Source organism: Paenibacillus sp. NPDC058071, from assembly GCF_042885235.1.
GTDB lineage: Bacteria > Bacillota > Bacilli > Paenibacillales > Paenibacillaceae > Pristimantibacillus.
In genome coordinates this window covers 493,649-507,524 of the sequence record NZ_JBHVSK010000002.1, presented here as the reverse complement: position 1 = coordinate 507,524, position 13,876 = coordinate 493,649, and the positions used below count along the sequence as shown (strand labels likewise).

General features: G+C 48.5%; 14 protein-coding genes. 5 read left to right on the top strand and 9 right to left on the bottom strand.

The genetic code is table 11. The features are described from left to right. Positions 1-9: 9 nt before the first annotated feature. Positions 10-822, bottom strand: coding sequence for an ABC transporter permease (locus ACFVTB_RS05045; protein ID WP_387746021.1), 813 nt, complete (start codon positions 820-822; stop codon positions 10-12). A 312-nt stretch (positions 823-1,134) separates the two neighbouring features. Between ACFVTB_RS05045 and ACFVTB_RS05040 the strand changes: the two genes are divergently transcribed. Beyond that, positions 1,135-1,914 carry an ABC transporter ATP-binding protein gene (locus ACFVTB_RS05040; RefSeq protein WP_387746019.1) on the top strand — a complete coding sequence of 260 codons (780 nt, stop codon included), beginning with the start codon at positions 1,135-1,137 and terminating at the stop codon, positions 1,912-1,914. A gap of 317 nt (positions 1,915-2,231) precedes the next feature. Here the strand turns inward: ACFVTB_RS05040 and ACFVTB_RS05035 are convergent, their stop codons facing one another. Next, positions 2,232-2,720, bottom strand: coding sequence for a pyridoxamine 5'-phosphate oxidase family protein (locus ACFVTB_RS05035; RefSeq protein WP_387746017.1), 489 nt, complete (start codon positions 2,718-2,720; stop codon positions 2,232-2,234). Positions 2,721-2,865: 145 nt separating this feature from the next. Here ACFVTB_RS05035 and argC point away from each other — a divergent pair, with 145 nt between their 5' ends. After that, positions 2,866-3,825, top strand: a complete 960-nt coding sequence (gene argC, locus ACFVTB_RS05030; protein ID WP_387746015.1) for an N-acetyl-gamma-glutamyl-phosphate reductase — start codon at positions 2,866-2,868, stop codon at positions 3,823-3,825. A 134-nt stretch (positions 3,826-3,959) separates the two neighbouring features. After that, positions 3,960-4,472, top strand: a complete 513-nt coding sequence (locus ACFVTB_RS05025; RefSeq protein ID WP_387746013.1) for a GNAT family N-acetyltransferase — start codon at positions 3,960-3,962, stop codon at positions 4,470-4,472. Between the two features lie 251 nt (positions 4,473-4,723). Here the strand turns inward: ACFVTB_RS05025 and lgt are convergent, their stop codons facing one another. From lgt to ACFVTB_RS05000, 5 genes are all read right to left on the bottom strand, one after another. Further along, complete coding sequence (lgt, locus tag ACFVTB_RS05020; RefSeq protein WP_387746011.1) at positions 4,724-5,506, bottom strand: prolipoprotein diacylglyceryl transferase; 783 nt, start codon at positions 5,504-5,506, stop codon at positions 4,724-4,726. A 67-nt stretch (positions 5,507-5,573) separates the two neighbouring features. Beyond that, complete coding sequence (locus tag ACFVTB_RS05015; protein ID WP_387746009.1) at positions 5,574-6,371, bottom strand: M56 family metallopeptidase; 798 nt, start codon at positions 6,369-6,371, stop codon at positions 5,574-5,576. Next, a complete protein-coding gene (locus ACFVTB_RS05010; protein ID WP_387746007.1) occupies positions 6,368-6,799 on the bottom strand; it encodes a BlaI/MecI/CopY family transcriptional regulator in 432 nt (143 codons plus the stop codon). The genes ACFVTB_RS05015 and ACFVTB_RS05010 overlap by 4 nt, the downstream gene beginning before the upstream one ends. Positions 6,800-7,330: 531 nt before the next feature. Continuing rightward, the gene (locus ACFVTB_RS05005; protein WP_387746005.1) at positions 7,331-8,017 is read right to left on the bottom strand and encodes a hypothetical protein; all 687 of its coding nucleotides are present in this window, start codon (positions 8,015-8,017) and stop codon (positions 7,331-7,333) included. A 395-nt stretch (positions 8,018-8,412) separates the two neighbouring features. Next, positions 8,413-9,411 carry a peptidoglycan DD-metalloendopeptidase family protein gene (locus tag ACFVTB_RS05000; RefSeq protein ID WP_387746003.1) on the bottom strand — a complete coding sequence of 333 codons (999 nt, stop codon included), beginning with the start codon at positions 9,409-9,411 and terminating at the stop codon, positions 8,413-8,415. 194 nt (positions 9,412-9,605) lie between these two features. On the opposite strand from ACFVTB_RS05000, the gene ACFVTB_RS04995 reads away from it, so the two are divergent. Both ACFVTB_RS04995 and ACFVTB_RS04990 read left to right on the top strand, forming a co-directional pair. Then, a complete protein-coding gene (locus ACFVTB_RS04995; protein WP_387746001.1) occupies positions 9,606-10,334 on the top strand; it encodes a response regulator transcription factor in 729 nt (242 codons plus the stop codon). Beyond that, entirely contained in the window at positions 10,324-12,087 is a 1,764-nt protein-coding gene (locus tag ACFVTB_RS04990) for a sensor histidine kinase (RefSeq protein WP_387745999.1), read from the top strand. The genes ACFVTB_RS04995 and ACFVTB_RS04990 overlap by 11 nt, the downstream gene beginning before the upstream one ends. 243 nt (positions 12,088-12,330) lie before the next feature. Here the strand turns inward: ACFVTB_RS04990 and ACFVTB_RS04985 are convergent, their stop codons facing one another. Next, positions 12,331-13,002, bottom strand: coding sequence for an amino acid ABC transporter permease (locus tag ACFVTB_RS04985; protein WP_387745997.1), 672 nt, complete (start codon positions 13,000-13,002; stop codon positions 12,331-12,333). Between the two features lie 4 nt (positions 13,003-13,006). Beyond that, positions 13,007-13,849, bottom strand: a complete 843-nt coding sequence (locus ACFVTB_RS04980; protein WP_387745996.1) for a transporter substrate-binding domain-containing protein — start codon at positions 13,847-13,849, stop codon at positions 13,007-13,009. Positions 13,850-13,876: the final 27 nt, after the last annotated feature.

Sequence of the window (13,876 nt, the reverse complement as noted above, 5' to 3'; positions counted from 1 at the left end):
CTTACCTCCTTACCTGTTAATGGCGGCTTTCCAACGGAGCAGACGGTGCTGCAGCAACCTGATCAAACTATCTGCCGCAAGACCGAGTATGGCGAACAGAAATATGCCGACGAACACGACCGGCGTATCCGCAAACTGCCTAGCGTCGGACATCATGTAGCCAATACCGGAAGTCGAAGCGATGAGTTCGGCAACGACCAACCCAATCCACGAAATGCCAAATGAAAGTCGGACGCCCAATAAAATATGGGGCAGCGCCGCCGGAAGGACAAGACGGATAATTTGCTGGAAGCGGCTATAGCCCAGCACATAGGTCACTTCAAACAGCTTCTTGTCTACGTTGCGAATGCCTAGAAACGTATTGATATAAAGCTGGAAAAAGGTCGCTTGCGCAATAATAAGAATTTTCGATAATTCGCCAATCCCGAACCAAAGCACGAATAGCGGAACGATGGCTAAGCTTGGGATCATCCGGATCATTTGAACGGTCGGATCAAGCAGCTTTTCCGTCCTTCTGAATAAGCCTACGGCAATGCCAAACAACAAGCCGAGGCTTGCTCCGATTAGAAAACCTATCAATACGCGTTGCACGCTAATGCTGATATGCTTCCAAAGAACGCCGGTTTTAGCGAGCTCAACAAAAGCCGTTCCTATCGTGAATGGCGTCGGAAAGAGCAAATCCGATATGAGCCCTAAATCTCCAAGTATCTGCCAAACAATCAATGTGGCAACAGGTATCGCCAGCGCCAGAACGAAGAGGGTCCATTTACCCGGAGACTGGCCGATTGTCGGATTGCCGGCGGTTTTGTTCGGTACGCTCATGTAGCACCCTCTTTATGAAGTTTTTATCAATCGCCATTGGAATGGTGGATGAATCGATATGGATAGATGAGAGAAAATTGCACGGTAGAAATGATAAGAGGTCCTTTTGAAAGGTGAGGTGTGCCTTGCAAGGGATGCAAAGACAATCTAAAATTTATACCAATAATCCCCATAAGTCAAGTTGTATTTATTTTGTTACAGTTCCGTTTGGTCGAGCAAATCCAACCCAAAGGTGTGTATTGACACCGTCCATATGGCAATGATAACCTACAAATAACATGGAATTTATCGGATATAATTAGAGGTGATTAGATGACGTCTTCCGCTTTGCTGAATATTGAGGAACTCGATAAGCAATTTTCAACAGGAAAAGGAACGGTGCACGCACTCCGAAATATCGATTTGACGATTAAAGAAGGCGAGTTCGTTACCATTATCGGTCCTAGTGGTTGCGGCAAAAGCACGCTGCTGCGCATTATTGCGGGGCTTGATCGAACATACTCCGGTTTCGTTGGGCTTAACGGCGAGCCGATCGCCGGACCGGGAGTGGATAAAGGCTTTATTTTTCAAGAGCATCGGCTGTTTCCATGGCTGACGGTGGAAAAAAATATCGCTTCCGACTTGTCGCTTCGAGACAAGGAAGTCCGCAACAAGGTCGATGAACTGATCAAGCTTGTGAAGCTTGAAGGATTCGAAAAGTCTTACCCGCGCGAGCTGTCGGGCGGCATGGCGCAGCGCGTCTCTATCGCCCGTGCCTTGCTGCGTAATCCAAAGGTGCTGCTGCTTGACGAGCCTTTCGGCGCGCTTGATGCGTTTACCAGGTCTCATATGCAGGAAGTGCTGCTCGATATTTGGAGAACGAACAAAACAACGATGATTTTTGTGACGCATGATATTGATGAGGCCATTTTCCTAGCCAATCGCGTCGTCATTTTAAAACCGCGCCCGGGTGAAATCAGTTCCATCGTGCCGGTAGAATTGCCGTATCCGCGCAAAAAGGCGTCGCATGATTTTCAAAACCTGCGGCTGCACGTTTTAAACCAGTTTGAATCGGCGGAGCAGCATGTGTTTACAGACGGGGCGGGTATTTAAAGAGTCTTATAGAGGTTGTTCAAAAAGTCCACTTTTGATCACGAAGTCTACCAAGAGGTCCACTCGACATCGAATCTTGCATGCAGCCGGGACTTCCGGTGCTCACGTAGCTCTCACTACGCTCCGCTCCTCATTCCCTCTTCATCCAACCTTCTTGGTGCTGAAAACCGGACTTTTTGAACTCGAACTTATAAAGAGAAGGCAGGTTGAAGGGTTTTAAGTTCGACCTTGCCTTTTTACATCCACATACATGACGATGAAAGGGCCGTCCCCTCCAGGATGGCCCTTTCATTTTCTTTTACATGGACGAACTCAATTCAACTCAACTCTACGATCCGATTCATATCGGTGCCTTCTGTATTCTTGCCGAGCAGTCTGCGGAACAAGAACTTGGCCATTTTGAACTTATTGCCGGGGTCCCAATACTCGGCTGTTTCGGCTTTTACCTGAATAAGTACAAGGTTTGGATCGTCGTAGGAGGTTTCCAACAGCTCCTCGTAGACCGGATTCCAAAACTCCTTCAGCTTGTCGACGCTTTCCACTAATTCAGCTTCACCTCGGATGGAGACGAAAGATTTGCCCGCATAGGCCGCGTTGACTTGCCGATTACGAAGGAGCTCATGAAATTTGCCGGTGTCCTTCTTCGTTATGAACCAAAGGTTGCCGTCGAACTCGACGTCTTGCGTTTTCATAGGGCGCGAAACGAGCCCTTCGTCTGATACGGTCGTCAGCATCGCAATGTTGATCCCTTTAATCAATTCACGTACTTTTTCAATCGCTTCTTGGTCATGAGAGGCAGTGTTCATCGTTGTATGGGTCCCCTTTAACATGTGTTTTTATTTTTAGTATTCCATTAGCTGTGCATCGGCAAACCAATGCTAGATAGAAGGATGACAATTGTGTATAATAATGCATTATAATGAATAATTATTCTTTCTTAAGGGGGATATCATGACCTATACCGTGTTTGTAGACGGACAAGAGGGTACGACTGGCTTGAAAATATTTGACTATCTATCCGCAATACCGAACATCGAAGTGCTTCGGATCGACGCAGACAAAAGAAAGGATGCTGAGGAACGGAGTAAGCTTCTGAATGAAGCCGATCTCGTATTTCTTTGCCTTCCCGATTCGGCCGCGAAAGAATCGGCAGCGCTTGTGAAAAACGACAAAACAAAAATCATTAACACGAGCACAGCCTTTAGAACGGATAAGGATTGGACATTTGGTTTGCCTGAAATTAAGAAGCAGCGCGAGCTTTTGCGGACAGCCACCAGAGTAACCGTTCCAGGGTGCCATGCAACCGGTTTTATTCTCACGGTCAGGCCACTTATTGATGCAGGCATTCTTTCAAAAGATTATCCGATTACCTGTTACTCGGTGACCGGTTATTCTGGCGCGGGAAGAAGCGGAATTGAGGAGTATGAGAATTCCTCGCTCTCGCTCGCAGCCGCAAAACAATTAAATGTTCCAAGACACTACGCGTTGAAAGGCGATCATAAGCACATCCCTGAGATGCTGTTGTACTCCGGCCTTCAGCATGAGCCGCTGTTTACGCCTATTAAGGCGAATTATGCGCAAGGGATAGCGATGACGATTCCTCTGCTAAGCAGACTTTTGCCGAAAAAGGCTTCTGCTAGGCAAGTGCATGAAGTGCTGGCGGCGTATTACGAATCGGAGCGCTTTGTGCGCGTGATGCCTTTTGATTCCGAAGCGTATCTTGATGGGGGTCAGTTCAAGATTACGGAATGCAACGATACGAATCGAGTCGAGATTTTTGTTTTTGGGCAAAACGATCATATCAACATCATCGCCAGATACGATAACTTAGGCAAAGGCTCCTCGGGTGCTGCGATACAAAATATGAATTTGATGCTGGGCTTTGAGGAAGAGGGCGGCTTGGTATGGTGAGTCGGTTATGGTGAGTGCAGAAAGCAATAATAACAAGGACAGCGTCATTATAACAGGGTCATCAATTCCCTTGACGCGGTGTGTTTATATACAAAATTATTTGGTTCTAGACAGGTGGGCAAAGGCGGGGTTTTATGAATGCTGTTGAAATAAGATGGGCGGAGCTTAAGGATTGCCATGATTTAAGTATTGTCCATTGGAAGTCATACCGTGCAGCATACAGAGGGATACTGCCGGATAAGTTTCTGAATGAGAAGAAACCGGAAGACCGAGCTAATCATTTTAGAAACGCGTGCCTAACGGGTGCTACCCAGATAGCTTTGATTACCAAAGATAACAACATGATAGGTTATATAGAAATTGGCAAGTCTGCGGATGAAGATCTGGCCGCGAGCTTTGCAGAGCTGTTTGCCATTTATTTTGTCCAAGAGCATTCCGGTAAAGGCTATGGAAAACAACTGACGGATTGGGTTTTAAGACATGTGGCTGGATTGGGCTACCGGCATGCTTCTCTTTGGGTGTTGAAAGAAAACGCAAATGCAATAAAGTTTTATGAAAAACTAAACTTTGTGTTTGATGGAGCGGAGAGGACAATTGATAGAGGGGCGCCTGTCGTTCAGTTGCGGTTTCGCAAGGCGCTCATTTAAAGAATGACGGTGATCGTAAATTAACGGACCTATACCAAACGAAACAGCTGCAGGCTGTACAAAGACGGATTGAAACGTTGAATCCGAATTGTGCAGCCTGTGCTGTGTTTAGCTGCAAAAAATGGTCAGGTGGCGGTCGGTTAGTCGTACTATAAGGTGTTCCTAGCAAGTGGTGTTTCACTGTATGCATAACAGCGATGCGGCGAACTAAAAAAGCTGGCTGTTGAAGGTACAACAGCTTATACCGGCTGTTAAACTGGAACCTGTAATTTTCTCCGGTCGCGCTGAACAAAGATAATCATTAAGCATAAGCTTATCGCTATAACGCTAAAGCTGGTCCACTGTCCGGCTGTCCAATGGAATGCGTAACGCGGCGAATCTCCACGCAGCCACTCCAGATTAAATCTCCCAAACGAGTACAGAATGTTGTAAGTTAGGAACAGCAATCCGGTCGGCCATTGTCGGTTCTTCAACAAAATCAGCACGACGAATACAATCAAATCCCACTGGCCTTCCCATATCTCGGCTGGCCATAGCGGCTGCGAACCGTACATGTCGTATGCCATGGAGCCTTCCGGGTAAACAATGCCGAAGCCCGATCCGGTCGGCGAGCCGTATGCATCGCCATTGAGGAAGCATGCTATTCTGCCGATCGACTGACCGAGTACGATGGCCGGAGCGAGGATGTCGGCTAGCTTCCAGAACGACAAACGATGCCTTTTCGTATAGAGGAACGCAGCAATAAAACCGCCGATCAATGCCCCTTGGATGGCAATGCCGCCTTTCCAAATAAAGAAGACCTCTACAAAATGCTGCGAGTAATAGTCCCATTGAAAAAAGAAAACATGCCAGATGCGCGCGCACAAAATTGAGCCCACCAATACAAAAGGCATCATATTCAAGATATGATCCCGATAAGGAGTGCCTTCAGCCAGAAAACGAGCTATTCCAACCGCCAGAAGCACAGCTAAAGCTACAATAACTCCGTACGAATGCACTTCATAATGACCAATAGTAAATAATACAACTCTCATTAATTGACCCTCCCGCTAATAGTAATTAAACTACAATATGTAGTATAGTTGTGCAAAAAAAAAGGGGCTATGCATCCCCGCCTAACAACAATAAAAGCAGCAGTGAAAAAGAGGCAAGCAGCGGTCTAAACAAAGCTATCTTGACCTTTACTGTTTGATGCGGCTCAAGAACCTGCATGATTCGATAGTGCATAGCCGATGCTGAAAAATGAACGGCGGCAACTGACTGCGCTGTTCTTGATTTGGATAGCTTCAGCAGAACGTTGGCCAAATGAAGCTCGGTCCCCATCCGGCGAATAGCAAAGCGATCGGCAAGCAGCTCTGTCCATGTCTGGTAGTAGCTGAATAACGGCTTCATGATCGGCCAATATCCGAAGGCATCCTTCAACAAGGTGATGGTAAAAAGCTTGATCTGATCTCGGTTGCGGCAATGATGCCACTCGTGCAGCAGAATAGCCTTCACTTCCTTGTCGCTGAACATATGGAGCACCTGAGTGGAAATGACGATTTTCGGCTTAAACATACCATGTGCCAGAGCGATAAACGCTTCATCCTGCACGACCATAATTTCCGTTCCGAAATGGCGGTACTGGTAGTTCAAACGTTTAGTCAGTTTGGCGTGCCGCGTTGAGGCGAACAGCTTTTGCAGCTTGCGCGATAAATACGCTTGTGCCGCAACTCGCCAGACGGCTCTTACGATCGTGTATCCGATTATGAGGTCAAACAAAATGAAGATGAAAAGACTGCCTTCCAGCGCGCCACCTTCTATTTGGCGGGCTGCGAGTAGTCCCATTTGCATACAGAATAAAGCAAGGAGGGCGACAGTCAGCGCATAGATCCATCTCAGTCTAACCGGAGGGCTCATTCTTTTTTTCCTCGTTTGATTTGGTTTAGTTTTTGCTCCAGCTTTGCGATCGTTTCCTGATCTACATCGTCCAGGGCATCGATCATGTGATTGACGACCAAACTGCCAAACTCTTTAATAAGTCCTTGCGATACGGCTTTCGTTTGCTCCGAAAGAAACTGTTCCTTGGACAGCACGGTGCTGAACTGCGCGGCCTGGGTTCTGCCGCTTCCGGTTAACACTTTTGTGAGATGCCCTTTATTCTCCAATCGGTTCATCACGGTCATAACCGCGTTGACCGAAATTGGACTTTCTTGATTGAGGATCGACTGCACTTCCTTAATTCTCATGCCTTCGGAGCTCCAAAGGAGTTCCATAATTCTAGCTTCGAGCGGACCAAAAAAACGATTCATTCCCTCGCCGCTGACATTCAGCTTTTTAATCTGCATTAGATTCACACTCCATTATACTACGAATTGTAGTTTAGTTGGAGTGGATTGTCAATTGAGCGCTGTGGCAGACGTGGGTAGGCTGGGGGGAGGCGCATGTATTTTGAAAGGTTTTGTTTATCGCACGTCCGCCTGCTGTTTGCGAGCGATGGGGGAGCGTGCTGGCGCTATGCGGGAGAGGCAAAAACAGTGCACCTCCCGCGATTATGTATGATATTTCATATATAATTTTTGAAAAAAGCCCAAAATGACAAATTATATATGATTTTTCGAACATATTTAACGATTTCTCCGATTTTCCGCAAATTATATATGAATTTTCATATATATTGCAACGGAGGGTGGCAAGTTTACCAGCGATCAAGTAACCAGATGTGATGGTAGTCGCAATTTGATGATATATCCAAAACTGACGTATGACGGACCAGCCTTAAGAAGACGGGGTACCGTATAATACGGAACAACGACACATCATGACGGAGCAACGCTCCGTCACAAACGCTCCGCTACCAACAGAGCGCATAGCGGGCTTCAAACCAAATCCGGACTTTGCAGGGAACCTATATATTCATAATAGGTGATCCGGCCGGAGGCTCCCCGCTCTACGGCTCGCAACTTTCCTTTATCCACTAGCATGCGGCAATGCTTAATGACCGTCATTGTGTGCAACTCCAGTTCCCGCGCTGCCGTGACAGGGCGAATGATGCGGTTGTGGCGAATGGCGGATCGCATTAAATCGCGTTCGATTTTGGAATAAGATCTTGTAATTGTTCTTTTAGCTCCAGACTCGGCCGCTGACAGATAGGGATACAGAGCGTTCCGCAAAGAGGAGAGAATAAACGAAGGATTCTCTTTCAGCTCATCCAATGCGATGTAATAGACGGAGCAGTCTTGAGCCTGAAGAAAAAGTCCTCGGTTTAAATCTCTGCGATATTTGGTTCGATCCGTGCCGTGGGAGCCAAAATCCATAATTTCAACAATAACTCGCACCGCCCCAACAGTCCACATAAAATCAACAAAGTAGGAGCGCCCCCGCCAGTCCTTGACTTCATATTCCGGATGCAAACCGTGGAAATGCCCAATTAGCGGCCACCATACCGTCTCAACGAATAGTCGATTTCCGTAACCATGGCCGCGCCGTAATGCATCAAGACGTTCGCCTTTTCTTTGTTTGAAGTGATCTTCCAACCATTGATCATGCTCTATTTCAAAACTCATGTTCGACCTCCCGCTTCTCGAATTCATCCAAACAAACAGAAAAGCCCCGACTCCTTATCGATAACGAAAGGAAGCGGGGCATTCTTTGCCACTGAGCTAATATATGTTAGTCCTAGTGTGCCACAAAGCTATCTGGAGCGCAACAAGAGAGCAGCAAGAGGAACAGTTATGCGTATAGAGAGACTTTAAAGCAATGGCATAATGATTAGAGTACGTTATGATAGCGCTCATCGTGCGCGCCACTTCGGCGAATAAGCAAACGTCGATTAAGACAGCGCCACAGCTTGAATGAGCACTTATACGATACGCACGCCCTGGCTGTTGTCACCTTTTCATATACCAACTTTCCATGACTCTCTCTCAAGCGACTCATCCAACCTCTCCAGCCCGCTCTCTTACTTCATCGTTTCTCCCTGCTTAGGGCTCAGGCCATTCGCCCAGCTCACGTTAATGGATTTGCCGTCGAACATGTCATCGGTATCCGAGACTTGGAAGTGGATATGCGGCTCGCTGGTATTGCCGGAGTTTCCGCACAAGCCGAGCAAGTCGCCTTCTTCGACTTTGTCGCCAACCTTGACGACGACAGAGTCTTTTTTCATATGTGCCAAGAAGCTGTACTCGCCGTCTCCATGGTCGATCACGACCACATTGCCTTCGGGATGCTCCGGGTTCATTTTGCCTACAGGCTCATTATCTTCAATATCATTCACGACGCGGACGACGGTTCCGGCTCTAGGCGCGAAAATCTCCTGACCGAACGCATAGTAGCTTTCGTTCTTAGTGCTGTCCCCGCTGTAAGAGTAACCGTCCTTCACTTGGATGAGGTCATAGGCGTAACGCTGCTGCTCGTACTCATAGTGATAATTGGCAAGGACGTTTTCTCCTCCCCAGAAGACATACCATTCCCCTTTGAACGGAAGTTCGTACGTAAGCTTCGTTTTAGTCGAATCGGTGTCTGGAAAGTGCTGGAGAGGAACAACTTGAAGCAAGTTGAGCACTTTGTTTTCATCCGCTAAAACCTTCAGGCCCTTGCTTCGATCTTGATTCATCCATGCCGCATAGATTGCGCCGTTCAAGGTCATCGTGCTTTCTTGTGTAAAAGATTCTACTCCTTTCAGAAGTGTCGGCGCTGTCTTAACAAAATCCTCAAGCGACATCTGTTTCTGGAAATCCGGGTTCAATTGGGAGTAGACGCCTTCGTAATCTCCATCAATCAGCGCTTGAGAGATTTGATCTACCTCATATTTCGCCACTGCCGTTTCCTCCTTGCCATTGTTTACTGGAGTTCCTGGCGCTTCTGTTGCCGTATTGGCCGGTGAATTCTTTTCTGTATTTGCTCCGCATCCTGATAAAAGCAGTGCTGTTGCTGCAGCGGTTATGATCCATTTTTTCATGACTCCACACCATCCTATCTCTATTTTCTTCTATTTTAACGCGCTTATCTTACTCCCAAATCAACGGAATCTTATCGCTGTCTTAACTTTGGAGCACGAGGAATTAAGGTTCCGTTAAGCTTGCGATTTTGTGTTTTCCGTGCGCGGCAATGTTAAAATAGGCGAATAAAGATGTTTCAAGGAGAGATGGATCCGTGAATGATAGCTCCATTCTGTTGGTGGACGATGAACAAGCCATTCTTCAACTGTTGGAGACCGTGCTGCGCAAGGAAGGCTTCTTCCATATCGATAAAGTGACAACTGCCGAGATGGCGCTTGCGATGTGCGAGCAGAGGTCGTATGACGTAATTGTGCTTGATGTAACCCTCCCGAGCATGAGCGGTACAGAGGTATGTCCGCTTATTCGCCGGCTTACGGATGCGCCTATCCTGTTCCTGAGCGCCAGATCTACCGATTTTGACAAGCTGTCGGGCTTCGCTGTGGGCGGCGATGATTATGTGACAAAACCTTTCAATCCATTAGAGATCGTAGCGAGAATAAAATCGCTGCTTCGCCGTTCTGCCAAAGGGGCGGGCGCTCTAACTGCTGCGGGACCGGGATTTGTCTATGATTTTGGACGATTCCAGGTTAATGAAGCGGCTGTTGAGCTGCGGGTGGAGGGTGTTGCTGTTTCTTGTCCTTCGCTTGTTTTTCAATTGTTGTTGTTTTTGTGCAAAAATCCGAATCGCGTTTTTACGAAAAGCGAGCTTTACGAGCGGGTATGGGGAGAGAACAGCATTAGCGACGACAATACGGTTATGGTTCATATTCATCGCATTCGCGAGCGGATTGAGCCGAATCCCGCCCAGCCCGAGTTTCTTGTGAATGTAAGAGGTCTTGGCTACAAGCTGGTTGCCGCTAGGGAGCCGGGACATGAACGTTAAATGGAAGTTCACGCTGAGGCTCGTCGGCTGGTTTTCCTGTTTTGGCCTTATTCTGCTTACATTGGCTGGAGGCGTGTTTTTTTGGACTATTAATAAGCTAGCGGATATCCAGTCGGAAAAAGATTTTTTGTACGCCGGGCTGACCCAGCTCGTGGATACGGTTCATGCCGAGGGGGACAACTGGCGATTCGATCCGAAGCTGCTTGAGAGTTTGGAGAAATCTGGGGGCTGGCTGCAACGTGTTGATGAAAGCGGCAAAGTGACAGACGCCTTCTTTACGCCGCCGGACGTGCCCGATTCTTATAACCCTGGAGAGTTGAACGCCTATTGGCTGGGCCGACTCCCATTCCCCTATAAATTGTCGATTTGGATTCAAATTAAGGACGGCGTCACTCATACGCTAATTTACGGGATGAAGGATCAAGAGGATCAGTTTTTTCAATTGCTTGTTGAGAAGGGACAGCAGAACGGAAGCGACATCCGTCTGCCTGCCGAGCTGTTGGAAAAATTGCAGGAGCAAGAAGGCTGGCTGCAGCTCTTGGACGAGAAAGGTGCGGAAGTAGCATCCGTCAATAAACCGCAGGCGGCCATTAGCGATTTTTCTGCTCCAGAAATGATTCTGAGATCCATTTACCCTGAACGATACGGCGCTCAACTGTTTTCGCATTATGATGTAGGCACAAAGCAAACTTGGGTTCTAAGCACTCCGCTGGCTGGATATGCGCCGGGTGAGCAGCCGTCTTTGTTGCCTGAAGCGCTTGTGCTGGCTAAGGGTATAGGTGCTTTAGTTGTAGCGGCTATGCTGTTGTTGCTGTTGATGTCTTACTGGTTTGGCAATCGGATCGGCTCCCCTGTCGTCCATGTGCTGAATTGGCTTCGTTTGCTTGGAAAAGGTCAATATGTAGAGCCTTCCGATCTGCACGGCAAGCCGAGAAGCCGAAATCGCAAGGGACGCAGAAAACGGAAGTTCCACGTTTACGGAGAAGTGATTCATTCGTTGGAGTCGCTGTCGGACACCCTTCATCAAAACGAGCAGCTGCGCAAGGAGACCGAGCGATTGAGAGACGAGTGGATAGCCGGCGTATCCCATGATTTGAAGACCCCTCTTTCCTCTATAAAAGGATATGCCCACATGCTGGAGACAGACAGCTATGAGTGGACAACCGATGAAATTCGCTCTTTTTCGAAGGTGATGTTGGATAAATCGTCTCATATGGAAGCGCTGATTAACGATCTTACGCTCACGTACCAGCTGCGGAGCGGGGAAAAACCGCCTTCGCAGGAATCGGTTGAAATGAATGGCTATTTGGCTGACATCATTTCAGACTTTGCGCAGCATCCGTTTTACCGGGAAGGAGCTGTCCATTTTGTGCCCGCTGATCGGCCTGTACACCTTACGCTTTACAGACCATGGTTCCACCGAATAGTTGATAATCTGGTGGCCAATGCGCTTCTCCATAACCGCCCTGGGACGACACTGACGATATCGTTGGAAGGTAAGCCGACTGGCGGCGCTACGATCACCTTCTCCGATAACGGCGACGGAATGGATGAACAAACGGCTTTAAGATTGTTTGACCGCTACTTCCGTGGTACGGATTCGGAAAGCCGGGTGGAAGGAACCGGTCTCGGAATGGCTGTAAGCAAGGCGCTGGCGGAAGCGCTGGGCGCATCCATTGAAGTGGAGACAGCGATCGGAGAAGGCACGTCGATTCGCGTCATTTGGCTGAAGCAGGAGCAGGAACGCTTCTGAAAAGGGGACGTTTAAGGCCGGAAAAGGCCGTAAGATCCAGCGGACTATGGAATGAACGGACGCTGTGACATGTCGAGCCGAGCCGGGCGTTGATGGCCTCGGATGAGAAAGCCCCGGGTGTAAAGCGGAAGAACCCTCTGACCCACAGCGATTTCCTCCCCTGGAAGTCAAACGTTTGAGCACGAAAAAGCCTTCAAAACCACCTCGATAGTGGATTTGAAGGCTTTTTTAATGTGGAAAAGTTTACTGCGCGTAAGGTTTGCCGACCTTCTTCTCCAGCAATCCTTGCAGCTTGCCGAAAAGGAGAGCGACGACGAGGTAGAGAAAGCTGACGGAAAGGAAGGCTTCCATAACCTTCAGCGTATCGGCGGCCATCAGCTTCGCTTGGCCCATCATTTCCGTTAAGCCCAGCGTGAAGCCCAGCGACGATTCCTTAATAATGACAAGGAACGTGTTGCCGAGCGAAGGCAGAGCCACTCGATAAGCCTGTGGAAAAACGATGCGCCGGAACGCTTGCAGCCGGGTCATGCCCACGGACAGCGCCGCTTCCCCTTGGCCGCGGTCGACCGAGTCGATCGCTCCGCGGAAGATTTCCGCAAGATAAGCTCCATTATTCAAGCTGATACCAATAACGGTAGCTTGAAAAGCATTCATAGCGCTTAGTGCGGGGAAGATTTGCGGCAAGCCGTAATAGAGCAGGAAAAGCTGAACGAGCAGCGGGGTGGAGCGGAAAAACAAAATGTAGGCATTGGCCGCAGCGGTCACTCCTTTAACCCGCGAGCGGATCATCGATTCCAGAATGATGCCGAGCATGACCGAGAACACCATGGATAATACGGATAGCAACAGTGTAATCGGCAGGTAGCTCAGCAACTGCGGGAGGCTTCTTATAAAATAAGGCAGGTCGAAGTTCATGGCCTTACTCCGCCGGCTTGCTTATGTCTTCGCCGTACCATTTTTCCGCAATTTGCTTAAGGGTACCGTCTTCGCGCAGACCGTTCAAGGTGTCATTGACCTCTTGAACGAAGGCTTTGTTATCGTCGTTGATCAGGAAGGGGCTGCCGGCTGGAATGACGACGAACTGTTTGCCCGCCAGCCGCAGCGGTTGGCCTGTTTTCTTGATTTGGGCGAGCGCGGCTGCTTTGGTTGAGAAGGTGGCGTCCAGCCTGCCGAGCAGCACGTCGCGGAAGGCGCCTTCTCCGGTCTCGTAAGTGACCACCTCGATTTTTCCTTCAGGATCGGCTTGTTTGATGTAGTTCAGCATAATTTTATTGCCGGCGACGAGGCCGATCTTTTTGCCCTTCAAATCCTCTAGCGAGTTTACCGTTGTGTTGTCTTTCTTGGCGACGAGCTGCGCGCCGGAATAGACGTAAGGATCAGTGAACAAGTATTTAGCCTTCCGTTCTTCGGACAGTGCGATCGAATTGACGATCGTGTCGATTTTCTTGGCCTCCAGCGCGCCGAACAAGCTTGCGAAATCGGTCAGCTGATATTCGACTTTGAGGTTCAGCTTCTCCGCGATTTTTGCCCAAATTTCGATTTCATAGCCTTCGAGCTTGTCTCCGTTTTCTGTATTTTTGAACGTATAAGGGTAAAAGGCTCCGTTTGTTCCGATTCGAACCACTCTCTGCTCTTTCGGAGCGCTGGAAGCCGATTTATCCGCATTCGTTCCGCAAGCGGCCAGCAAAGTGACGGCTGCAACCGTCAAGGCTGCTCCGGCCAGCGCTCTTTTGAATATGTACCTTCTCCTATTTTTCAACACGAGCATTACCGCCTTTTATTATAGTTT

Bases quoted from the DNA above. Each gene is read 5' to 3' on its own strand.
- ACFVTB_RS05045 (WP_387746021.1), bottom strand. From the start codon at position 822: ATGAGCGTACCGAACAAAACCGCCGGCAATCCGACAATCGGCCAGTCT.
- ACFVTB_RS05040 (WP_387746019.1), top strand. From the start codon at position 1,135: ATGACGTCTTCCGCTTTGCTGAATATTGAGGAACTCGATAAGCAATTT.
- ACFVTB_RS05035 (WP_387746017.1), bottom strand. From the start codon at position 2,720: ATGAACACTGCCTCTCATGACCAAGAAGCGATTGAAAAAGTACGTGAA.
- argC (WP_387746015.1), top strand. From the start codon at position 2,866: ATGACCTATACCGTGTTTGTAGACGGACAAGAGGGTACGACTGGCTTG.
- ACFVTB_RS05025 (WP_387746013.1), top strand. From the start codon at position 3,960: ATGAATGCTGTTGAAATAAGATGGGCGGAGCTTAAGGATTGCCATGAT.
- lgt (WP_387746011.1), bottom strand. From the start codon at position 5,506: ATGAGAGTTGTATTATTTACTATTGGTCATTATGAAGTGCATTCGTAC.
- ACFVTB_RS05015 (WP_387746009.1), bottom strand. From the start codon at position 6,371: ATGAGCCCTCCGGTTAGACTGAGATGGATCTATGCGCTGACTGTCGCC.
- ACFVTB_RS05010 (WP_387746007.1), bottom strand. From the start codon at position 6,799: ATGCAGATTAAAAAGCTGAATGTCAGCGGCGAGGGAATGAATCGTTTT.
- ACFVTB_RS05005 (WP_387746005.1), bottom strand. From the start codon at position 8,017: ATGAGTTTTGAAATAGAGCATGATCAATGGTTGGAAGATCACTTCAAA.
- ACFVTB_RS05000 (WP_387746003.1), bottom strand. From the start codon at position 9,411: ATGAAAAAATGGATCATAACCGCTGCAGCAACAGCACTGCTTTTATCA.
- ACFVTB_RS04990 (WP_387745999.1), top strand. From the start codon at position 10,324: ATGAACGTTAAATGGAAGTTCACGCTGAGGCTCGTCGGCTGGTTTTCC.
- ACFVTB_RS04985 (WP_387745997.1), bottom strand. From the start codon at position 13,002: ATGAACTTCGACCTGCCTTATTTTATAAGAAGCCTCCCGCAGTTGCTG.